The 21,836-nt window shown below is 69.1% G+C and carries 13 protein-coding genes; 9 read left to right on the top strand and 4 right to left on the bottom strand.

Annotated features, from left to right (window positions below):
• Window positions 1–9 precede the first annotated feature (9 nt).
• A complete protein-coding gene (locus tag MJ797_RS04590) occupies window positions 10–306 on the bottom strand; it encodes a hypothetical protein (protein WP_239332127.1) in 297 nt (98 codons plus the stop codon).
• A gap of 1,370 nt (window positions 307–1,676) precedes the next feature.
• On the opposite strand from MJ797_RS04590, the gene MJ797_RS04585 reads away from it, so the two are divergent.
• From MJ797_RS04585 to MJ797_RS04575, 3 genes are all read left to right on the top strand, one after another.
• Window positions 1,677–2,672, top strand: a complete 996-nt coding sequence (locus tag MJ797_RS04585; protein WP_239332125.1) for a dolichyl-phosphate beta-glucosyltransferase — start codon at window positions 1,677–1,679, stop codon at window positions 2,670–2,672.
• Window positions 2,626–6,750 (top strand): alpha-(1->3)-arabinofuranosyltransferase family protein, encoded by a 4,125-nt coding sequence (locus MJ797_RS04580; RefSeq protein ID WP_239332123.1) that lies wholly within the window; start codon window positions 2,626–2,628, stop codon window positions 6,748–6,750. The genes MJ797_RS04585 and MJ797_RS04580 overlap by 47 nt, the downstream gene beginning before the upstream one ends.
• A gap of 567 nt (window positions 6,751–7,317) precedes the next feature.
• A complete protein-coding gene (locus MJ797_RS04575) occupies window positions 7,318–8,649 on the top strand; it encodes a condensation domain-containing protein (RefSeq protein WP_239332121.1) in 1,332 nt (443 codons plus the stop codon).
• Window positions 8,650–8,714: 65 nt separating this feature from the next.
• On the opposite strand, the gene MJ797_RS04570 is transcribed toward MJ797_RS04575, so the two are convergent.
• Complete coding sequence (locus MJ797_RS04570) at window positions 8,715–10,259, bottom strand: glycosyltransferase family 4 protein (RefSeq protein ID WP_239332119.1); 1,545 nt, start codon at window positions 10,257–10,259, stop codon at window positions 8,715–8,717.
• 231 nt (window positions 10,260–10,490) lie between these two features.
• On the opposite strand from MJ797_RS04570, the gene MJ797_RS04565 reads away from it, so the two are divergent.
• Together MJ797_RS04565 and MJ797_RS04560 are read left to right on the top strand one after the other, a co-directional pair.
• Window positions 10,491–11,930, top strand: a complete 1,440-nt coding sequence (locus tag MJ797_RS04565; protein WP_239332117.1) for a lipopolysaccharide biosynthesis protein — start codon at window positions 10,491–10,493, stop codon at window positions 11,928–11,930.
• Window positions 11,931–11,993: 63 nt separating this feature from the next.
• Complete coding sequence (locus tag MJ797_RS04560) at window positions 11,994–13,865, top strand: hypothetical protein (RefSeq protein WP_239332115.1); 1,872 nt, start codon at window positions 11,994–11,996, stop codon at window positions 13,863–13,865.
• 87 nt (window positions 13,866–13,952) lie between these two features.
• Here MJ797_RS04560 and MJ797_RS04555 read toward each other — a convergent pair whose 3' ends face one another.
• Together MJ797_RS04555 and MJ797_RS04550 are read right to left on the bottom strand one after the other, a co-directional pair.
• Window positions 13,953–14,738 carry an ABC transporter permease subunit gene (locus tag MJ797_RS04555; RefSeq protein ID WP_239332113.1) on the bottom strand — a complete coding sequence of 262 codons (786 nt, stop codon included), beginning with the start codon at window positions 14,736–14,738 and terminating at the stop codon, window positions 13,953–13,955.
• Window positions 14,735–15,829: an ATP-binding cassette domain-containing protein gene (locus tag MJ797_RS04550; RefSeq protein WP_239332111.1), complete on the bottom strand. Its 1,095-nt coding sequence runs from the start codon at window positions 15,827–15,829 to the stop codon at window positions 14,735–14,737. Before MJ797_RS04550 ends, MJ797_RS04555 begins: the two co-directional genes overlap by 4 nt.
• A gap of 400 nt (window positions 15,830–16,229) precedes the next feature.
• Here MJ797_RS04550 and MJ797_RS04545 point away from each other — a divergent pair, with 400 nt between their 5' ends.
• The 4 genes from MJ797_RS04545 (at window position 16,230) to MJ797_RS04530 (ending at window position 21,526) form a co-directional block, all read left to right on the top strand.
• Complete coding sequence (locus tag MJ797_RS04545) at window positions 16,230–18,050, top strand: SpoIIE family protein phosphatase (protein WP_239332109.1); 1,821 nt, start codon at window positions 16,230–16,232, stop codon at window positions 18,048–18,050.
• Window positions 18,051–18,183: 133 nt separating this feature from the next.
• On the top strand, window positions 18,184–18,876 hold the full coding sequence (locus tag MJ797_RS04540) for a DUF4230 domain-containing protein (protein WP_239332107.1): 693 nt from the start codon (window positions 18,184–18,186) through the stop codon (window positions 18,874–18,876).
• An 824-nt stretch (window positions 18,877–19,700) separates the two neighbouring features.
• A complete protein-coding gene (locus tag MJ797_RS04535; RefSeq protein ID WP_239332105.1) occupies window positions 19,701–21,197 on the top strand; it encodes a helix-turn-helix domain-containing protein in 1,497 nt (498 codons plus the stop codon).
• An 11-nt stretch (window positions 21,198–21,208) separates the two neighbouring features.
• Window positions 21,209–21,526, top strand: a complete 318-nt coding sequence (locus MJ797_RS04530) for a 4a-hydroxytetrahydrobiopterin dehydratase (RefSeq protein WP_239332103.1) — start codon at window positions 21,209–21,211, stop codon at window positions 21,524–21,526.
• Window positions 21,527–21,836 lie beyond the last annotated feature (310 nt).

Raw genomic sequence — 21,836 nt, 5'->3', positions numbered from 1 at the left:
GGCCGCGATCTACCGTCGGTGTTGTGCCCGCGGGGCGGTGGCGGGGCCGGTCCAGGACCGCCGCCGAATCACGATGGTGCGTTCGGCCTCGGCCAGGTCGTCGAGGCCGGGACGGGCGACGTCACGGGCCCGCATGGCCGTTCCCGGAGGCAGCCGGGAGCGGCCAGCGCCGACCAGGGCACGCAGCCCGGGATCGTTCGTATCCCGTCGATGACCCGCTCGTTGGTTCTGATCGCTGCCGGAGCCGACTGGGTTCGGTGCGGCCGGCCCGTCGCCTCCGGCGGCTGTCCCGGTAGGTTCCGTCATCAATCGCTCCTGTTCAGCCGGGGACATCCGCCGGATCCAGCATGCGCCAGGACGGGGGCGCCGCGCCCCCTGTTGCCGGAGCCTCTTGTCGCCGGGCGCTCGTGTCCGCGTGCCGCGCTGTTGCGCTGTTGCGCTGAAAGCTTTCGGCTAGTGGTGGACTGGATGTGACGAGGTTCTGCCATGCTTGTTTCGGGTAGATGTCGGGGCGGGGCACAACGCGGATCCCGCGCGGCGATTTCGTGCCATTGGGTACTGGCCCCGGTATTCCGGCGGTAGCACCGATATCGGCTAGATGATTTGAGGCGGACCTGTTCTGGCTGCCTTGCGTTCAAACGGTGCTGGAGGTGCCCGTGAGTACGAGGGGTTCGGCCAGCAGGTATGATTACGGGCTTTTGCGCGCCCGGGGTCCCGGGAGCGCCATGATGACCTGCCGGCAGCTGTCTCGGCCGCCTGCCCGCGGCCGGATTCCCGCGGGCTGTGCGCGAACGGCCGGCTCGTGGAGGTTCGTGGCTGTGAGTGCCCGGCACTCTTGGCAAAACGACTGGTTGACAACATACGAACAACAATGGTGTCGGCGGTGGAGGTCGTCGACTATCGAGGGGTGTTGGCGTGGGCGGATTCTCGTGTTGACTTTCGGGTGGCAGCTGTTTGTGGTCATGTCGATTGGTAATCGCTTGACTCCCAAGAGTGATCTGATGTGACGAAGTCCCACGTGTCGGATGTGCGTCGCAGTGACGTGTGGATGGCGGGCGAAGGAAGCTGGCGTGCCTGCGAGAGGATGCCGGAGGTGTACGTGTCAGGCGGGTGCCGACCGGCGTGCGGGCGGGTGCGCTCGCCAGCCATTGTCTCGAGTACGACGTCCGCCGCGAGATTCCCTCGGGCCGCCGAGTACGCAGGAAGAGCCGTGATCGTGTGCCATTCGGCCTACTGGGTAACCGAGAGTGAGGTTGGGATAGCGGTGGTCGGTTCGGGGATCGCGCCGGCCCCCGGCGGCGTGCCGGCGGCCGGCCGAGTTTCAAACCGTCGAGAAACGGTGCGCCAGCGCAATATCCGACGGCGCTGCGAGCATGGTCTATTGCGTGTTGCCGGCAGCCCCGGGCAACGCCGTCAAAGGATGGGTGGGCGAATGTACCGATACCTGCCGTCCATCCCGCGTGACCAGTACGTGCCGACAACCTGTTGGCGGCCGAACAATGGGCCGTCGGTTGGCCTTCGCCCGGTGAATAGCGATTCGGCAGTTCCGATCTCACCGGCGTGGCGATGCCGTATCGACCTTTCGGCCGGACTTATTCGGGCGGCGCGAGGTGATTCGCGATCGACAGATGATCGTAACTGTCCGTGCCGTTGCCGACGCAGCTTGGGAGTGACTCTTGGACCACGTTCCCGTCAGTATCGTCATCCCCGCCTTCAACGAGGCGCACCGGCTCCCGGAGGCGTTGCCCCGGCTGGTGGCCGTCGTGGGCAAGCTTGCCGGCGCGGAGGTGATCCTTGTTGACGACGGCAGTACCGACCGTACGGCAGAGGTTGCCGAGAAGCTGCTGAGCGACCTGCCGCGAGCGCGTGTCGTGCGGCTTCCGTGGAATTCCGGTAAAGGTACCGCGATCCGTACGGGTGTCGCGATAGCGCGGGGCGCGTCGATCGTGTTCATGGACGCGGACATGGCCTCGGACGTCAACGACCTTCCGCTGCTTCTCGCGGCGCTCCAGGAGGCCGAGGTGGCGTTGGGGTCGCGCCGGATCGGTGACAGCGCGCTACGCACCAGCGGCCGGCGGATGGGGAGCTGGGCGTTCAACCAGATCACCCGTACTCTCGCGGGACTCGACGTCGCGGACACCCAGTGCGGCTTCAAGGCCTTCCGGCAGGCCGAGGCGAAGCTGTTGTTCAGCATGTCGCGGTCCACCGGTTTCGGTTTCGATGTCGAGGTTCTCTCAATCGCGCGGTCCATGGGTTACCGGATCGCCGAGGTTCCCGTGCGCTGGTCGGAGATGGCCGGTGGGACCTTCCGTGTCACCAGGCACACTCCGGCGATGCTGGTCGACGTGTTGCGGGCCCGGCGCTACCGGCGGCGACGCCCCGCCATGCCCACTCCGTTGCGCCTGCGAAGCGGCGAGGCGCAGCCGTCGGTGGTCGCGCAGCCGGTGCCCACGCCGCTGGCCGCGGTGCGGCGGCCGGCTGTGGCGTCGGCCGGCAGCGACTCCCATCCCGAACTGACGGTGGAGGCATCCCGGGCCCCGGTCGCGCGCGTGATCAGCATGGGCGCGGGCGCCCTGGCGGCGGACGCCTGCGCGGCGGAGAAGCCCGGGTCGGTGAGGAGCGGGGGTGGACGGGACATCGGTCTACAGCCGGCTCCGCGCGAGGTCGTATGAACTGTGCTCGACCGCGCAGTTCGGTTTTCCGGCGGCTGCGATGACGCCGGGGGCGCCGGAGCGGGTGGGCCGGGGGGCGTCATTGAGCCCGCAGCGCGGCGTGCCCGCGCCCGGCGGACCCGGCCGCACGCCACGGTGGCCCATAGCGGTGATGGCTGCCGGTTTCATCCTACTGTGTCTGCTTCAGGCGCCCGGCAGGATCGCCGCGGATACCAAGATTGACTTGGCGGTGAATCCGCTCCGCTTCCTCGCGGGGAGCACTCATCTGTGGAGTTCGGCCTCGGATTTCGGCCTGTTCCCCAACCAGTACGTCGGCTACCTGTTCCCGATGGGCTCGTTCTTCGCCATCGGGAACGTGCTGGCCCTGCCGCCATGGGTCACCCAACGACTGTGGATGGCGCTGATCCTGACGGTGGCGGCCTGGGGAGTGATCCGGCTCGCCGATGCGTTGCGTGTCGGTGACCGGGCGTCCCGGGTGGTCGGCGGACTTGCCTACTCCACATCGCCGTTCGTGCTGGGAAAGATCGGCTCGAGTTCCGTCGCGCTGACGGGGAGCGCGATGCTGCCGTGGATGGTCTTGCCGCTTGTGCTCGCGGTGCGGCGGGATGCGCCCGGATCGCTCCCGCGGTTGTCGCCGCGGCGGGCCGCGGCGCTGTCCGGGCTTGCGATCTTCGCCACCGGCGGCGTCAACGCGAGTGTCATCCTGGACGTCCTGCTGTGTCCGGCTGTCGGGCTCATCCTGGCCGGGACCGACCGGCGTGCCTGGGCGCTGCGGGGCTGGTGGGTCCTGGCGGTGTTGCTGGCGACCGGCTGGTGGGTCCTGGCGCTGGGTGTGCAGAGGCGGTATGGGCTCAACTTTCTTCCCTATACCGAGACCGCCGACATCACGACCGCCACGACATCGGTTGGCGAGGCTTTGCGGGGTGCCAGCGACTGGATGGCCTACCTGCGCCTGCCGAGCCCGTGGCTGCCCGCGGCGTCCGAGTACGTCACCACCGCCGCGGCGGTGATCGGGTCAGGCCTGGTCGCGGCGCTCGGCGTCTGGGGGCTCGCCCGCGCTGATCTGCCGTCCCGGCACTTTCTGGTGTTCACCTTCGGGATCGGAGTCGTTGCCGTCTGCGCCGCTTACCCCGGACAGCCGGGAAGCCCGCTGGCTGGTGCTATCCGTGATCTTCTCGGCAGCCCGTTCGGCTTTCTCCGCAATGTGTACAAGTTCCAGCCGGTGATCCGGCTGCCGATGGCACTCGGCCTCGCCCATGCCCTGTCCGTCGCGGCATCCTGGCGGCTTCCCGACCGGGCTGCCGGTGCCGGCGGGGCCGGCGGGGCTGGCGGGGTCGCTCGGCGGGGTGCCGGCATCATCGGGCGTGGCAGGGGGGCCGGGCAGCGGGCTGGCCGGGCCGCGGTCGTCATCGCCACCGCTGCCTGTGTGATCACGGGAATGACCCCCGCGCTCGCGGGCACGATGACCCCCGCTGGATCGTTTCGTGAGGTTCCGGGTTACTGGGGGCAGGCCGCGGACTGGCTGGCGCGCAATCCGGCCGGCGGCCGGACCCTGGTGCTGCCGGGGACGGCGTTCGGCGAGTACGACTGGGGCCGCCCGCTGGACGAGCCGATGGAGTGGCTGGCACGGACACCCTGGGGGGTACGCAGCCTGGTCCCGCTCGGCGGGGTCGGAGTTACCCGGTGGATGGACGGGATCGAACGCCAGCTCACGCTCGGGTCAGCGCCAGGGCTTGCCGAGGCGCTGGCCCGGGCCGGGGTCGGACAGGTGCTTGTCCGTAATGACCTGCAAAACAAGGACTGGGACGTGCCGCCGTCATCCGAGCAGATCGACCGCGCGCTGCGCGGGTCCGGGCTGCGACAGAGCGCGGTGTTCGGCCCGATGGTCCCGGCTCGTTCCGCGGCGAAGGCCAGGCTGGTTCCGGCACTGCGCAATCCGGGCCTGCGGGTGCCCGCGCTGCAGGTGTGGACGCTTCCCGGTGGTGCCAGTCCGGTGCGGGCGTACCCGGCTGACACGGCCCTGATCGTCTCCGGTGGTGCCGAGGCGACCGTGGCGATGGCGGCGCAGCAGATCCTGCCCGACCAGGCTGTCGTGCTGGCCAGTGACCTGGCCGATCTCGGTGGGCACGGCGCTGTCTCGCTCGCGTCCGCCGTCGGTGTCGCGGGCGCCGCTGGCGATGCTGATGCCGTTGCCGGTGACGCCGCCGCCCGTCGCGGCGCCATGGCTGATTCCGCTCCCACCGTGGATGACCCGGCCGCGGCCGAGGTCGTCGGTCCACGGAGCACCTGGGTGGTGACTGATACCTTCACTCGCCGTGACAACCGGTTCGGGCTCGTTCACGGCGGCCAGTCCTACGTCCTCGGTGCGCATGAGTACGCCGCCGGCGCCGCGGGGCCGCCCGCTCAGTGGACCGACCGGCCGGTGGCAGGGCATCAGACGACGGCCGGCTACGTCGGTGGGATGTCGGTCACCGCGTCGTCGTACGGCTTCGAGCTGGTGGCCGCGACCGACCTGGCACCAGCCAACGCCGTGGATGGTGATCCCGGCACCGCATGGCAGAGCGTCAGAAACGACAAAGGCTCGGTCGGGCAGTGGCTGCAGGTCGATGTCGCGAGGATGATCGAGGTGCCGGCATTGACGGTGCAACTACTCGCGGAGAGCCAGGCTCGCCCAGCTGTACGGGCGCTGAGGGTAACTACACAGGCCGGTTCGGCCGTGACCCCGGTCGAGCCGATCGAAGCCGCCCAGCGGCTTACGGTACCCGCCGGCCCGACCCGGTGGTTCCGGATCAGCTTCGAACAGGTCAGCGGGGATGGCGACCCTTTTCTGGGCGCGGGGATCCGCGAGCTGACGATTCCCGGGATCACGTTTCAGCGGTATCTGCAGACACCCTTCGACGCGGCGCGGCTGTTCTCCGGGGCGAATTCCGGGCACATCGTCTACGCGTTCACCCGGAACCGGGCCGATTCGTCCCAACCGTTCGAGGACGATGAGGAACGGCAGCTCAGCCGGCGTTTTGATGTACCACGGCCCATCGGCCTCACCGTCCGAGGCACGGTGGTCGGAAGCCCTGTCCAGCCGGAAAAGCGGGCGTTGGCTCTTCCCTGCGGATCGGGTCCGTTCGTCACCATTGACGGGCAGCGGTACGCCACCCGGCTCGACGCCTCACGGGAGGACATCGAGGCGTCCCGGCCTGTCAGGATGGCGCTGTGCACCGATGGCGGCACGGTCTCCCTGAGCGTTGGCCCGCATCTGCTGACGACCGCACCCGGTGCGGCACCGTTCGCCGTCGACTCCATCACGCTCGCCTCCGCCTCCGCCTCCGCCTCCGCCTCCGCATCGCCTCCGCCGTCGCCCGTCCGGGCCACCCGCATCACCGGTTGGACGCCGGAGCGCCGCACGGTCGAGATCGCGGCGGGGGAGCGCAGCTACCTTGCTGTCCGGGAGAACGCCAATGTGTCGTGGACGGCGACCATGAACGGGGTGTCGCTGCGGGCGATCAGGCTGGATGGCTGGCAGCAGGGCTGGATCATTCCAGCGGGCGCGGCCGGGAAGATCGTTATTATGAACCTCCCCGGCCAGGCCTACCGTCGTGATCTTGGTGTTGGCATGGCCATGGTCGCTGGGCTGGCCGCGTTGGCGGTGTTCCCGAGCGTTGGGCGCAGGCGGGCCGGCCGGGTATCACGCCGGTGGGGCGCTGGTTGGCGCGTCCGCCGCCAGCCGGTTGAGCAAGCGCGCGGTCAGCTCCGCTACGGTGTCATGCTGGCCGGCATGTGCGCGGTTATGTTGGTCGCCGGCCCCGCCGCGCTTGTGGTCCCGGCGCTCGTGGCAGCCGCTCGGCGTTCGTCGACAGGGCTGTCCTGGCTTGCCGCTGGCTGCGTGGGCGTCGCCACGGCCGTGGTGGCGCTGACACCCGGCAGCCTTCCCGGGTCTGGCCGGGGGGCCTTTGGCTGGCAGGTTCAGCTGTGCGGCGCCGTCGCGTTGGGGTGTGTGCTGGCTTCCGTGGCCGTCCACCGTGGCGCGCGGCCAGCCGGTCTCGTTCCGGCGCCCGTCCCCGGCCCGATGGATCGCGGGTAGTGGGGCCAGCTCGGTCCATTACCCAGCCCGCGGGCCCGGAGCGCAGGGCTTCGCCGAACAGTGCATGGTGGTGATCGGCCGGTGGAGCCGGGCGATTGATTGTTAATTGTGTTATAGTTAGCCGTCAATTGTTAGTTTTGCGTTTGATCGTGTTTTGTGGTGTAGTTTGGCCGGAAGTCCCGGAAGGCATTGCCGGTTATCGCACTATCGGTTTCCGGCGTGCGTTCGGGTGACAGGCGAGACGCCCGCCGCTGTTCCGAGCTGGATCCCAGTGGCAGGAGTGAGGATTGGAAACCGGTGCGGGTGGGGTGTGCCGTGAGGACATTTCACCGCTGGGCCGTTTTTCGAGCGGGCCGGGCGGGCAAGCCGAAGGAAGGTGTCAGCATCGACTCCCGCGCGATGCGACGGCCGACGTCGCTTCCGGAATCAGTTGTCCCGCCGCTTCCGCACCCCCCATCCGGATCACTGCTGTCCCACTCGTTGGGGCTGTTTGCCACTGGCGAGGCCAGGGCGGGATCGGCGGGCCGTGTGCGGGAACGGCGTTTTTCGGTGCTGGAAGATTTGATCATGGCATCGGATCGCCGCTCCGCGCCGATTTCGCTGGGAATGATCGCCCGCACCCGGGTGGCCATCGACCCCGAGAGCCTGCGGGCGGCGGTGCGCAGCGTCCTGGCTCGACATCCCATGGCACGCGCCCGGTTGCGGACGGGTCTGTCCGGCCGCCGATGGTGGTTTCCGGACGTGTCGGCCGACGACGCGGCGGTAGCGACGGTGGCGGTGCTGACCGGTGACGACGGCGATGATGTGTGGGCGCGGTTCGCGGATCTCTGCTCGCGCCCGTTCGACCTGGCCGCGGCACCCCCGCTACGGGTGCTGCACATGCGGCTTCCCGGCGGCGACGCGGTGGCGCTCGCCGCGCATCACGTCGCTCTGGACGGGCTGAGCGTGGCGACGTTGTTGCGGGCGATCCTGGAGCTCAGCGCGCCGCCAAGCGACGTACCGGAGATGGCTCCCCGAGCGGGAGGGCCGACAGCGGAGGCGACCGAGCGGGCTGTCGCGAACCCCGTCCGCCCGGCTGGCTGCCGCCCGGCAACCGCCGGGCCGGGACGCCCGGCCCGCGGGCGTCTGCCCGATCTCGCGGTGCCGCGGCGGTGGTTGCCCGGCCGGGTTGCCGTCACAGCCGCTCGGCGGACCCGCCATGACCGCGCTCTCGCCGAGCGTCATCACCCGACGTATGGCGTGCACAGCGAGACACTTCCCGTCCCGAAGCCCCGTCAGCCCACCTGCGGCGGGCCGGCGACGGTCAATGATCTTTTGCTCGCCGCTGCCCAGGCCGCGGTGGAGCGCTGGAACAGCGCGGCTGGGCGGGCGACCGGGACGCTGCGGATGCGAATGCCGATCAACATCCGGGAGCGGGATGGGGATGCCGCGCTCGGCAACCACACGGGCGAAGCGGTGATAGCCACGACGTCCCGGGAGCGTCAGCGTCCCGATATCCTGCTGGCCACGGTACGCAGGCAGACCGTAGCCAGCAAGGCGGCGGATCGGCCGGCGGGCGCCAGGGTCCCGGCTGGCGTTGTGGCCAGCCTGCCAGGCCCGGTGCGCCATGCGCTCCTGCGCGTCGCCGTGGCCCTGGCTCGGCCGCTGCTGATGCCGGCGGCCAGCGTGACGAATCTCGGCCGGATTCCCGACCTGCCGGCAGCGGGCACCGCTGGCCCACAGGTCACGTCGTTTCACTTCGCGGCGTTCGCCGGTATGCCGCAGGGGCTGGTAATCACCGCGGTTGGTTACGGCGATGAGCTGTATCTGACATTCTGCTACCACCGTGACTTATTTGATCCATGCGCGGTGCGGCGCTTCGCCGCCCTGTACCGGACGGCGCTCGGTGAGCTGAGCTGATCGACCCGGTGTGGCCGGGCGGGATGCGGGGAGCCGCGAGCCGGACAGTCCTATCCTCGGGCGCTCTAAGCGGTTGCGGCTGAAGCTCGGTCCGCTTTCACGGCATCGGGAAGCGCGCAGCGGACCGCGGCGATCAGCAGGTCCTCCCCGGTCGCGGTTCGGACCTCGATCGGGCCGGTGACACCGGCCCGATCGAGTGCGGCACGTGCCTCGGCGGGCCCCGCACCGTAGAGGACCGCGACCGCGCGGTCGAAGCCGTCCTCGGCCCGGCCTGTGCCGCTCTGGCAGGGCTCGTCGCGGTCGGGGACATCGCGGTAGATCAGGTCGGTACGGCGCAGGGCTGGTAGCGCCTGGGTCGGCGGCAGCAGGAACTCCGCACGGGTGACCAGCAGGTCAGCGCGTCGTGACTCGCGCGGGTGACGGCCGGGCGCACGGCTGCTCAGCCTGTCGATCTCGGTGGTCACCACACGGGCGAGCAGCTCGGCGGTGGCGTCCCAGGAGAAGCAGGCGGCCCACGCACGCGCCCGGTCACGCCAGCGGGCCGCCGTGACCGGGTCCGCGAGCGCGGAGAGCGCCATGTCGATCGTGGGTCCGAGCCCATCGGCATCGTCCGCCAACCAGCCGGTATGGCCATGCCGGACGGCATCGCGCAGCCCGGGTACACGGAATGCCACCGCCGGTACGCCATGGGCGTTGGCTTCCAGCACGGACAGGCCCCATCCTTCGCCATGGGACGGATTGACGGTCAACCAGGCCGTGGAGAGCAGCTGGTCCCGTTGCCTGTCCTCCACGTAGCCATGCCAGCGCACAACGTCGTCGCCGAGACCGAGCCCGGCCGAGTGCCGGCCGAGGCGTTCCCGGTCCGGTCCGTCGCCGACCAGGTCGACGACCAGCCCGGGGTGGGCCGCGCGAAGCGCGGGAAGGGCGTCCAGCAGCAGATGCAGTCGTTTGTGCGGGACGAGCCGGCCCACGCAGACGATGGTCGGCCGGTCAGCGGGCCGGTTCATCCCGTCATCCCGGGGCGTATCGACACCGCCGGGCACGATGAAACGCGGCCCGCGCAGCCTCAGGACCTCCCACGCTTCGTCCCGCGTCGAGGGTGACACGACGGCCACCGGAGACCGCCGGTACACCCACCGGCTGCCCGGGGTCTCCAGGAGCTGTCCGATCCTGGCCACCGGCGCCGGGAAGTAGAGCGGGAACTGGCGCTGGTGGACGTGGTGCAGAACCTGGACGACCGGGGTGGCCGGCAGCACCAGCGGGCTGAAGAACGGGATGCCGTTCTGGCAGTCCACCACCGCGTCGATGCTGTGCCGGTCACGGAGAAGGCGAGCCAGCGTGGCTGGATACACCCCGAACGTCCCGCCTGAGCGGTTGATGGTGATACCCCGTACGATCTGTGATCGTCGTGTGCCGGCCGGGCGGGAGGTGAGCAGGCTCACTCGCGCGCCGGCCGCGGCGAACCGTTCCGCGACCGATTGGCAGTACAGCTCGGCGCCGCCGGCCTGGGGGTGTTCAAGGTCACGCCAGTTGAGAAACACCACATGGCGCCCGGCGAGCGCATCCAGCTGCCGGCCCAGGCCGCCCGCGGGTGTCGCAATTGCGGGCATCCGGTTTACTCCCTTCAGCTGGGCTCCCAGCTTGCCCTGTTGTTTTCGGCACAGTCCGGCCGCGCCGCCGCGCACTCAGCACGCCATACTCCGCGCGACGATGGTGCCAGATCGCCGGTACCCGATGCGGGCCGGGTGTGGCGTTGGCCTACCGTGGGTAGACGACGCTCGGAAAATGGCGGCAAAACGTCGGCACCGGGCCGGGCACCAAAGCATGCGGGAGGAAGGTGGATGGCGATCGCAGGGCGTGGGCTGTTTGCGCGGGTGCTCTCCGGCCCCGGGTCGCTCGCGGTTGCCGGGGTTGCCGTCAATGGCGGAAATCTCCTGGCCAATCTGGTGCTTGCGCGCGTACTCAATGCCACCGGTTACGGTGCGCTGGTCGTTCAGACCGGGATTTTCCTGATACTTTCGATGGGTGGCTCGGCGTTGCAGGTCGCGGTGGTGCGGCGGGGCATACCCGGTCCCGGTGACAGCCAGCACGCGCGCGGTTTCTGGATTCACCGGCTGCGTGTTGTCTGCGCTGTCGCGGCTGCCGTCACCTGCGTACTCGGTCTGTTGGCAGACGGGCCGGTTGCCGCGGTCCTGTCTTATCCGCATCCCTTCGCGATTGCCGAGGCAATTGCGGCGGCAGCGATTTGGGTCTCACTTTCGGTTGAGCGCGGACTATTGCAGGCGGGTCGTGCCTACCAGGAGCTCGCCGGCAACTTCGTACTTGAGGGCATTGGCCGAATCGTTGTCACCATTGCCCTGGTGTTCGCCGGATTCGGAGTCAACGGCGCGGGCCTTGGGCTGATTGTCGGTGTGCTGTGTGCCGCTGAACACGCCCGTCGGCGTACGGCCCTGGGCGCACATGGCAGGCATGAACTGCCGGGCCCCCGATCCGCGCCCGCGGATGGGGATCGCCGACGGGCCGGCGGCCAACGGGTGCGGACCAGGCACGCTCTCCGGCGCGACACGATAACCGCGCTCGGGGCGCTTGTGCCGCTGGCGATGCTGCAGAACATGGATGTGGTCATCGTCGGCTGGCTCAACCCCGCCGAGGCAGGGGCGTACGCGGCTATCGCGACCGCCTGCAAGGTGCCGGTGTTCATCGGCCTGGCGGTCGCGAACTTCCTGCTTCCGGAGGCGGCCCAACGCCGGCAGCGCGGCCGTCCCGCCACGGCGGTCCTGCTCGCGGCGGCTGGTTGGGTGGTTGCCCCCGGCCTGCTGCTGGTGGGGCTGGGCGCGGTCGCGGCCGTCCCCATGCTTTCGGTCGTCTTCGGCCCGCACCTGATCGCGGGCGCGCCCGCGCTGTGGGTCCTGGCGCTCGCCATGACCTGTCTCGCCATGACGCTGCTGTTCACCAACTACCTGCTGGGGGCCGGCCAGCAGAAGGTGGTGGGCGTGCTCGCGGCCGGTACGGTCATCACCGGCGCCGCCTTGGCCGCGGCCGGCGGCGACCTGCTCGCCACGGCGGTTGCCGCGCTCGTCTGCCAGGCGGTGACGGCGTCCATGACCGGTTTCATGATGCTGCGGGCACACCGGCCGGCAGCGTCGGATCTGAGCGTCCCGGTCGCGGCACGGCGACCGGCCGGGCCGGGTACCCACCAGCCGGTCGTGGATCCCGGGCTGCCGGCGCAACGCCCGCCGCGGTCCGCGGCACTGTCCGGCAGCTCTCGCGCCGAGCGGTAGCTCACCTCGCCGTTTTTTGGTCCGGACCATCCATGGCACGGTCTTCATCGGAGACTAGGACCCATGCGTCGGAAATCCGCGTCGGGGGACTATCCGCCCGCGCCCAGGGATGTATCCGGCGACGCCGCCCAGAATATCGGGCCGGGCTGCGGCACCGGCCGGGCGACGGGTAGTCACGGGCTCGCCGTGGCAGCTGGGGAGCGGGCCGCGCCGTGGCCCATGCCGGTGGCGGATCTGACTGATGGTGCTGTCCCGGGCCCCGTCCCGGCAGCGGTGCCGGCGGCGCCGGAAACCGGCCGGGGCGGGGCCCGGGGGAGGCACCGGGGCGCGACCCGCCGCCGGGTCGTGGTCGGTGCCGCCGCGAGCGGTCTCGGTGCCCTCGCGGCTACGGGCCTGGCAAAACTACTGGGTGGGCCGCGGCCGGCCACTCCGTCTGACGCGCTCGTGTTGTTCGGTGCGCCCGGCAGCTTCGGGGACCGCGCCGGAGACACCCAGCTTGCGACAGTCGGTGTTGCGGGCTGGGGTTTTGGTCCCGGCCAGGCCGCCTACATGTCCACGGTCACGTCCGATGGGACGGTGTTCACCGCCACCACACCCTTCTCGGACAACCAGGCACAGCCGACCGGGACGGGCATGGAGCTCGCGGTGTTCGAGCCGGCTTCGGTGAGTTTCACCCGGCTGGTCATACCGTCGAGCACGGGGCGGACGGAGCTGCCGCGGGCCGAAACGAGGTTCCGCGGCGTTGGCGGAGCCGACGTGGCCGACGTGGCCGTGATCGGTGCGGGTCCGGACGAACGGGTGATGTTCGTATCGGCCATGCCCTATTTCGGGTGGGACACGGCTGTCTACGGGGAGCTGCCCACGCTCGGGCAGATCCGCCGCCCGGCGCGGGGCGGATCGTGGCGTTACGACCCGGCCCATTCGTGGACGACGGACCAGCTGGCCGCGACCGCGCCGCCGGAAACGTCGGGAAGGGCCTTTCCGCGTGAGGCCGGGGGCGAACCGAGATCGCCCCGTGGCCCGGCGGCAATCAGCAAGCTGCCGGGCAGTGGTCATCTGGTGATCGCGCAGTACTTCGGCGCTGGGAGCCTCGGCACCGAGCAAGGCGCGTTGCTGGTCGTCGACAGCACGGGCCGGGTACGCGCCAGCTGGCAGTACCCCGAGACCCACGTCTTCGGTATACCGGTGGTGGTGAGCCCCCGCGAGGTTGTCGCTGATCCTACCAGCAGGGCCGGCGATGAACGGTTTGTGCTGATCAGCGATTGCCGGACAGCGGACAACCGGGTCGTTTCGTTTCCCATCCAGGAGTTCTCCTACGCCGCGGGCACCGGGAGCCGGGCAGCCGGGAGAATCACTCCGCGCAGCCTCCCGGTACGTGCCGCGGCAGACAACTCCCGGATGGAGACCGCCTGCTTCGACGGGAACGGCACCCTGTACGTTGCCCGCACCAGGGCGGACGGACTGCGTGCCGCCACCCTCGCGGTCTATCCCAAGATCGGCAGTGAGCGCGGCCTGGTCAGCCGCACGCCGACGGTCGACGGCTGGCCGGCGCAAAGCTGGGGAGCGCTGAACCCGCCCGAGTACTTCGTCGCGGGCACCGGCGAGGGCGGCCTCATCCGCAGCATCGTCCTCGATCCGGCCAGCGGGGCGATTGTGCTCGCCGGGCTCGACGGTACGGTGCAGGTCATCCGGCCGTCGGGCCAGGGACGGCATATGACCTTCGTGGTGGGCCGGCCGGTGGATATCGGCCTGCGCGGCCTGCGCGGCCCCTCCACCCGCTACATCGGTGTCCGGCGAGGCGCTGTCGACGCGCACCGCGGAGTGATGTGGCTCCCCGTCAACCAGCTGGTGCTCGACGCCATCCCCTGGCCGTATCCACCGTTCAAGCTCGACCAGTGGCTGATGCGTGTCGACCTGCGTGCCGTACTGCCCTGAGAGCGACCGGTAACCGGGGCGTGGGTCAAGGAGCGGGCTTGGGGTGCGTGCCCCAGCCTGCCGGCGCCTCTAAGCGGTTGAGCCTGGTCAGGACGTGATGTCACGGTGCCTGAACAGCCCGGCGGCGACCACCACGGCCGCCGCGCAGAAGAGGAGAATCCGGCCGCCGGCCGCGGCGTAGGTGATGTGATACCCGTGCGCGCCCGCGGCGAAGGTGTCCATGAGCCGCGCGGGCAACCAGGTCGCCGCCGGGCTCCAGATGCGCGATACCAGCATCTCCAGCGGCAGGGCGTAGGCAAGGCCCACCGACACCGCCGCGGCGGGGGAACGGAACACGACCCCCGCCAGGACGCCGATGGTCGCGTATCCCAGGGATGCCATGAGCACGTTCAGGTATCCCTTGCCGATTTCGACCAGACCAGCGCTGCTGTGCCAGGCCGCGGTACTCACGCCCGTCGCGGGCGCGATCGCGAACGACACGGCGGCGGCCACCGCCATCGCCGCGGTGACCATCACAGTGACGAAAGCCGCCAGCGCAAGGCATTTGCCCGCGAGCAGGCGAAGCCGGTGGGGATAGGCTATGAGCTGATTACGCAGCGTCCCATGGGTGAAGTCGGAGCCGATCACGGCGGCGGTGACCGCGAGGGCCATCACCCCGAGCAGGATGCTGACGGCCTCCAGCCCCTGCATGACCCCGTCCGCAGCGGCCAGCGCGGTTGCCGTGACGGGCACGCCGTCGTAATCGCTGTGCCCGACCGACAGCATGGTCAATACCGCGCCGAGCGCTGCCACGGCGGCGATGGCCGCGAGCGTGCCGAAGAAGAACCGAGGGCGGCCGATCTTGACCCACTCGGCTCGGAACATCGGCGTCATGAAGCACGTCCAGGGATGTCCTGGGCCGGCACGCGGGGTGGGTGGAAGCCGACCGAGGCATCCGGTGAACTGCGGCTACGCGGGATCAGATCCCCGTCGACCCCGCCGGTCGCCACCAGGAAGGTCTCCTCCAGCGTGGGCCGGTACGCGGTCAGCGCGCGCAGTGTGATCCCCGCTTTCATAGCGATCTTGTTGAGGTTCGCGGCCACCGCCTCGGGGGCGTGCACGCTCACTGACTCGGTCGAGGGCTCCGGCGGATCCACCCGCAGGCCGTGGTCGCGCAGCAGAGCGGCGAGGCGTTCGGTGTCTCCCGCATGCTCAGGCGTCAGCACGAGCCGTGGATCCTCGGCGGCCAACAGGTCGGTCACGTGCCCCTGGAAGAGCAGCCGGCCGGTGCGGATCATGACCAGATGGTCACAGATCTGCTCGACCTCTGACAGCAGGTGGCTGGAAACGAAAACCGTCATCCGTGCCCCGGCGAGGTCCTTCAGCAGGCTTCTGATCTCACGGATGCCCGCTGGGTCGAGCCCGTTGGTCGGTTCGTCGAGGATCAGGAGCTCGGGGCCCGGCAACAGTGCGGCGGCAATTCCCAGTCGCTGTTTCATGCCCAGCGAGTAGAGGGAGAACCGGTCGTCGGCCCGGCTGGTCAGGCCGACCGTGTCCAACGTCTCAGCGACCCGTTCCGGGCCGAGCCGGCGCAGGCGGGCCAGCAGGAGCAGATTGGCGCGCCCGGTGAGCCCGGGGTGGAAGGTCGGCCCCTCGATCATCGCGCCGACCCGGGACAGATAGCCCGCGGGGCTGCCGACTGGGTGCCCGAGCACGAAACCGTGGCCATCACTGGGGCGGATCAGCCCGAGGAGCATCCGCAGCGTGGTCGTCTTACCGGCTCCGTTCGGCCCGACGAAGCCCGACAACGCCCCGGTGGGAACATGCAGGTTGATCCGGTCCACGGAGCGCCGGGTACCGTACTGCTTGGTGAGCCCCTGGCTCCAGATGGCGGCGTCGGCCGGTGGCTGCGGCAGGTCCGTGCGAGCCTGCCGTCGTGATTTTGTTCGCACCCGCGGTGGCCTCGCCGGAGTCTCCGCCGTCATTACGTGATTGCCTCCTCGCTTCCCCGCGCTGGTTGCTTCCCACACTGGTTGGCTGCCGGCGCTGGCTGGCTGCCGGGGCTGGCTGCCGGTGTCGGATTCGTGTGGCATTGCCTCCCAGCTGGTAAGCGTTGACCAGGCAGAGCGTAACGGATGGAGAAGTGTTGTGAACAACGGCGATCATTAACTCTCCCTGAGGAAGCTCCTTGCCCCGGCGCCGCCCAGCCAAGTCCGGCCTGGGCACAGCCTGTGGGTGGCCTGTGGGTGGCCTGTGTGCCCAGTGGGAGGTTCGTCACCCGTCAGGAGCGTCTGGCTGCGCGCGGCGCCGTCATCGTGCTGGGCGAGAATGCTTCGAGCCCGGCATCCAGGTGGCGAGGGTTTCGAGGGAGCGAAGGGAGTCACCGTGGCCGAGGTCGCGGGTCTGCGCCGGGGCATCCGGATGATGGCGGCCCTGGCCCTGGTCGTAGGCATCGCGACACTCGCGGTTGCGGTCTACTCAGCGGTGCGGGCCGACCATGCCACGGCCGAGCGGGGCAACCGGTTGGACCCCGCCGCGACCACCGCGGCCATGCTCCTCGCCGACTACGTCGACCAGGAGAGCAGTGTTCGCGGTTATCTGATCACCGAGGACCGCTCCTTCCTCGACTCCTTCGACGAGGCCGGCAAGCTGATCCCGGTGCACTATGCGCGGCTGGAGGCGCTGCTGGGTGACCGGGCCACGCTGATCATCCAGTTGCGCAAGGTCACTCGAGCACATGAGGCATGGCTTTCGGAGGTGGCGCGGCCGGAGCTGGCGGCCATGAGCGGCGGCGCTGTGGTGGCTGCCCGTGACGTCGAGAAGTCCGCGATGGCTCGGACCCGGCTGAGCGCGCTGCGCACCGATGTGACCAATCTGGAGATCATGATTTCCCGGGAGCAGATATCCACCGTTGGCCGGGTTGCCGGTGCTCAGGATCTGCTGCTCAGCTCACTGGGTACCGCGGTGTTCCTGGTTGCGGTGATCGTGGTCACGCTGAGCGTTGTGGTGCGTCGCTGGCTGCTGCGGCCGATCGCCTCGTTGCGCCGCGCGGTCAACGCGGTCGCCGCGGGGCGTTACGACACCCGCGTTCCCGCGGTCGGCCCCAAGGAGCTTGTCGAGCTCGCCGGCAACGTGGACGCGATGCGGGCACAGCTGGTGCGCCTTGTCCGGCAGAACGACCGGCTCTGGGAGGCGCTCGCCCAGGAGGGGCCCGCTGTGGTCGCCCTGCGTGACGCCCTTACCCCGTCCACCCTGCACGCGTCCGGGCTGATCGTGCGCGGGCGGGTTGATCCGGCTGAGGGGGAGCTGGCGGGTGACTGGTTCGATTCGGTCGACCTGCCCGGCGGCCGGGTCGGTGTGGTCGTCGGCGATGTCTCCGGTCACGGGTCGGCGGCTGGTGTGTACGCGTTGCGGCTCAAACAGCTGCTGGGCGCGGCGCTGACCGGAGGGGTGTCCGACCCCGGCGCCGCCATCGAATGGGTCGTGGACAATCTGGGCGAGACAGACGAGGTCTTCGCCACGGCCGTGGTCGCTGTGGTCGACCCGGCGAGCGGAACGGTCGAATATGCCAACGCCGGCCATCCGCAGGGGCTGCTGCTGCGCCGCTCCGGCCCGTCGCCAGAGCGGTTCGCCGCCGTCGGGGTTCCGGCCGTACCGGCGGAACCGAGCGGGGAGGCCCGCGCGGAGTCACCGGAGCCCCGGCCCGATGCGGGCTGCCCGCCGGAGCGGCGGGGCCGGACCGACCGGCCCGTTGCTCGCCCCGGCAGATCCGGGGAGCTCTGGTCGGCTCCGTCGACCGCGGAACCGACCGCGGCTGTCGTCGCGCTCACCGCCACCGGGCCACTGGTATCCAGCCTGTTGGCCGCTCCTGGCGCCTGGGCGACCGCGACCCTGCGGCTGCGGCCCGGCGACGCCTTGTTCATTTACACCGATGGCCTGACCGAAGCCCGCAACGCAAGCGGTGAGCAGTTCGGTGAGGACAGGCTTGTCGCGGAGATCCTGCGGGCCCGGTCACGAGGTCCTCAGGAGTTACTGGACGCGGTTTTCGAAGCGGTTCGCGCGCATGCGCCCGGGCGTCCGAGTGACGACCGTACCGCGATCATTCTGGCGCGGACGGACACGAGCCGGTCCAGCGACGGCCAGGGCCTCGTCCCGACCGCTCGGTCGCCGTCCGAGCGCTCCGGGCCGATCGGGACCGCTCCGTGACCGAGTCCCCTCAAGTCCCCTCAAGGGCTGCCAGGCGCGGCTGGAGCCGTGATCGTGCATCCCTCGGCCAGGTTGGGATCATAGCCCGGCCGCCGGTGCGTGGCGATGGGCGTTTCTGGGTACATCAGCGGTCATGAGTGAAAGATCCGGCATTCTGTCCGGTGCCGTCGCGCTGCTGCGGGTCCGCCCGCGTATCATGCGGTTGTTTCTTGTCTTTGTCAGCGCGGTACTGGTGTTCGCTGGAATCGGCTTTGTCAGCGGCTGGCGGCCGTCGCTGACAAACCCGTTCGGCCGGGAAACGATCGACCGCAGCCCGCCCGCGGTGCTGCGTTCCCTGACCGATCTCAGTGACTACCACGCGGCCAGCGCCCATTTCGAGGTCGTTGTCGATCTGGCGGACGAGACCAAGTTCATACCAGCCGCTCTGCGGGGTGAGCGGACTTTGTTCGTAGGCGTCGGCAGCGTCGACGCTGTCGTTGATTTCGAAAAGATCGGCGGGAATGCGGTGACAGTCTCCGAAGACCGACGGACGGTGTCCGTCCGGTTGCCGATACCGACTCTGTCGGAACCGAAAGTTGATCCGGAACACAGTTATGTCGTCGCCCGGCAGAAAGGCGTGCTGGATCGGATCGGCGGCTTTCTCACTGGCAGCGCCAGCGACGATCGCCAACTTTATGTGATAGCCGCGGACAGGATGACCCAGGCGGCGAAGGCCGATGGTTCCGTCCTGACTCTGGCTGAACGGAACACCACCGGAATGTTGCGGGGCCTGTTCAGCGCGGTGGGCTTCAGCACCGTCAATGTCAGTTACGCGGACGCACGATAACCGCACCGCCGCGCGCCGTTCATCGGTGTCGTCGACCTGTGCCGTGTCCGGCCGGCCCACCCGTAGACATATCAAGGGGGTGTGATCCGTCACAGGCCGCCACCCCGGGGCACGGCACGCGTCCGGCTTGACGGACAGGCATGGAGGTTGTCTGATTAGATAACCAATGTAGGGGGTGCCTGATAGCCCTTGACCGCGACACGCGCGAGGTCGTGGTTTGGTTCGATCGCGCCCTGGCTGACAGCGGCCTGACTCAGGCCGAGTTCGCCGCCGCGCTCGGGACTTCCTCACCCATTGATTACGGCATAGGGCTTGATCCTCCCGGCGACGGATTCCCGGACTGTCGCCGCTCTTCCTGCTCAGCCAGTTTCGCAAGCATCCCCACTATCCACCCGGCCTCCTTCGTGACACTCTCGGTGCCCTCCATGAGGGCGGCATATTCCAACGGCAGAACAGGCAGGCGTTCCCGGTGTCGCGCCAAATTGGCTGCCAACTCCTCAAGCTGGGCCACCACTACCCGGCACTCCATGTGGAGCAGGCGTAAAGGCAGGTTGTCGTGACCAAAGGGGCCGCCAAAGCAGCCCCCGCTCACCCAGCCACCATGCACCGTGCGCCTCCTGTCCTTAGTGGATGGCGCCTGGAGCCGGGGAGCTGGCCGGTGGCCCTCGACCCGGCACCAGGGCCGTATTTGAGGCTGGCGCGGCGACCTGGTGATCGGTAGCAGTGGGACGCATGACGGCTATGCGCGGCATATTTGATCAATGTATGGTGACGGCTAGACTCCAGCCTGGGAAGCCCACCACAGCCGACGGCAGAGGCCGGGGATGACCGTGAGCGATGAGCGACGCCAGCATCACTACTGTCGGTGTAGTGTCCGGCTTGCGCGCGACAACCAGACCGGCCAGTGCGGGCAGTGCCAGCGCCGGATGGTGGAGCTGGAGACGGGCGCGCCGACCGTGCCGCCCGCGTTCTGGGAGACGTCGGACCAGCTTCGGGACGCCCTTGCCTCCTGGCACATGGGCCAGGTCATTGCCGCCTACCGCCTGCATCCCCATCATGGCGCACCGCTGCCGCAAGAGTTGGTGGCCCGACGGATGGGGATTACCCAAACTCAGCTGTCCCGCATCGAGGGCGGCCCGCCGCTGATGGACCTGACCAAACTGATCCGCTGGGCAGAGCTGTTGCGCATCCCGGAAGCGCATTTGTGGTTCAGGCTACCGGGCCAGCGCACGCCGGCGGAGGCCGGGGTAACGGCCTTGACGGTTCCGGCCCGGTTGGAAGCGGGTGCGGCAGAAGCGGACGGAGCAGACCCGTACCGGGTTATCGCGACCGTCGGGGAGGTGGTTATTGTGGCGATAGACCGGCGGACTTTTCTGGCAGGCAGCGGGGCCGGGTTTCTGGTCGGGGGAAAGGCCATGCCTCTCGCTTCCTATAAGCAGGTCGCCCCGGAGCTGGTGGAACACCTGGCCGCTCAAATTGACGGCTACTATTCGGCCGAGGCCGCGCTCGGACCGCACACAGTTATTCCCTCGGTGCTGGTTCAGCAGGGACTCATTTATCAGCTCCTCAAGGTCGCCTGCGGCGATGTCCGCCGGGCGTTACTGCGGGCCAACGCCGCCTATGCGGGCCTCGTAACTTGGCTGTACCAGGATGCCGGAGATTTGGGTACGGCCTCGCATTGGGCTAATCGCACCTTGGAAGTCGCTCACCGGGTCGGAGACGTGCAGCTTGTCCGCCACGCCCTGACGAATAAGGCCATGATATGCACGGACCAACAGGACGGCCCCGGTACCCTTGATCTCACGATGGCGGCGCTGGCCGACGAAACGACGTTGTGTGCCAAGGTTCGTGTACAGGCCATGCAGCAATCGGCTCACGGCCACGCGCTATTGGGCGACCGGCGCGGAGCCGATTACGCGCTCGATAAAGCGGCGGCGTTGCTTCCACGGGTGGACGATGATTACCCTTGGTACAATGCCTGTCGCCGTAGCTCCGCTTACATCGAGGCCCAGCGCGCTACCTGCTATACCCGCCTGGGTCTTGGTATGGAGGCAGTGGCGTTATGGGACCAGGTCCTCACCGGCCTGCCGTCTGGTTCCCGGCGGGACGCTGGTGTATACCGCGCGCGGCAAGCGGTGGCCCACGCCCACGTGGAGCAGCCGGATGCGGCGGCCGAGGCTGTGTACGAGGCCGCCACCATCGCCCAGGAAACCAGTTCCGCGCGTCTGCGCCAGGAGCTGAACGGGGTATGGCACCACCTTGCCCCGTGGCATGACGCCCCAGTGGGTCGTCAAGTGCGCCAAGTGCTACAGACGCTTTAGGAAGGGTGACGATGGGATTACGCGACCCGCTACCGGCCGAGGATGTCACCCGCCGCCTCAGCGCGTTACCTGGCTGGGAAAAGGCCACGGACCGGGAAGAAATTCATAAAACCTTTCACCTGGACTACTACACCAGCGTCAAGGCAATCAACGACGTGATGGGGCCAGCCCAGGAGCTTGAGCATCACCCAGATATTGACCTGCGCTGGGAAACCCTGCACTTTAGCCTCACCACCTACACGGCCGGGCAGAAGATCACAGAACTGGATTTTTTGCTGGTGGCACGGATCGAGGACGTGATGGCCGAATATATTCCGGCAACACTATGAGTTAGAGCGCCCGGCAACAGGGGTGTGGATCAAGGAGCGGGGCTGGGGTGCGTACATCGCAAGGCGGAGTGGGGAGTCACCCTGGTCCGTGGGGTGTCGACCGACGAGCCGGGGTACCCGTGCATCGCGAAGCGATGTGCGGGGAGCGATGACGCGAGGCGCCGCCTGGCGCCGGCAGGCCCTGGATGAACTTCCGGCGGCGACCACTTAGTCAACAGAGTCCATGCCGACGCTCTGGGGGCTGGCCGCGGCGGGCGTCGAGTCCGCGGGCCCCGCGCGCCGCACCTGCTTCGGGCGGACAACTCGGGCC

Source organism: Protofrankia sp. CiP3 (assembly GCF_917627345.1).
GTDB lineage: Bacteria > Actinomycetota > Actinomycetes > Frankiales > Frankiaceae > Protofrankia.
The sequence above is the reverse complement of the archived record's forward strand: the minus strand, read 5'-3'. Positions and strand labels throughout refer to the sequence as shown.

What these genes read in the sequence shown, in the direction of transcription:
- MJ797_RS04590 (WP_239332127.1), bottom strand. Translation starts at nt 306, where the DNA reads ATGACGGAACCTACCGGGACAGCCGCCGGAGGCGACGGGCCGGCCGCA.
- MJ797_RS04575 (WP_239332121.1), top strand. Translation starts at nt 7,318, where the DNA reads ATGGCATCGGATCGCCGCTCCGCGCCGATTTCGCTGGGAATGATCGCC.
- MJ797_RS04570 (WP_239332119.1), bottom strand. Translation starts at nt 10,259, where the DNA reads ATGCCCGCAATTGCGACACCCGCGGGCGGCCTGGGCCGGCAGCTGGAT.
- MJ797_RS04565 (WP_239332117.1), top strand. Translation starts at nt 10,491, where the DNA reads ATGGCGATCGCAGGGCGTGGGCTGTTTGCGCGGGTGCTCTCCGGCCCC.
- MJ797_RS04560 (WP_239332115.1), top strand. Translation starts at nt 11,994, where the DNA reads ATGCGTCGGAAATCCGCGTCGGGGGACTATCCGCCCGCGCCCAGGGAT.
- MJ797_RS04555 (WP_239332113.1), bottom strand. Translation starts at nt 14,738, where the DNA reads ATGACGCCGATGTTCCGAGCCGAGTGGGTCAAGATCGGCCGCCCTCGG.
- MJ797_RS04550 (WP_239332111.1), bottom strand. Translation starts at nt 15,829, where the DNA reads ATGACGGCGGAGACTCCGGCGAGGCCACCGCGGGTGCGAACAAAATCA.
- MJ797_RS04540 (WP_239332107.1), top strand. Translation starts at nt 18,184, where the DNA reads ATGAGTGAAAGATCCGGCATTCTGTCCGGTGCCGTCGCGCTGCTGCGG.
- MJ797_RS04535 (WP_239332105.1), top strand. Translation starts at nt 19,701, where the DNA reads ATGACCGTGAGCGATGAGCGACGCCAGCATCACTACTGTCGGTGTAGT.
- MJ797_RS04530 (WP_239332103.1), top strand. Translation starts at nt 21,209, where the DNA reads ATGGGATTACGCGACCCGCTACCGGCCGAGGATGTCACCCGCCGCCTC.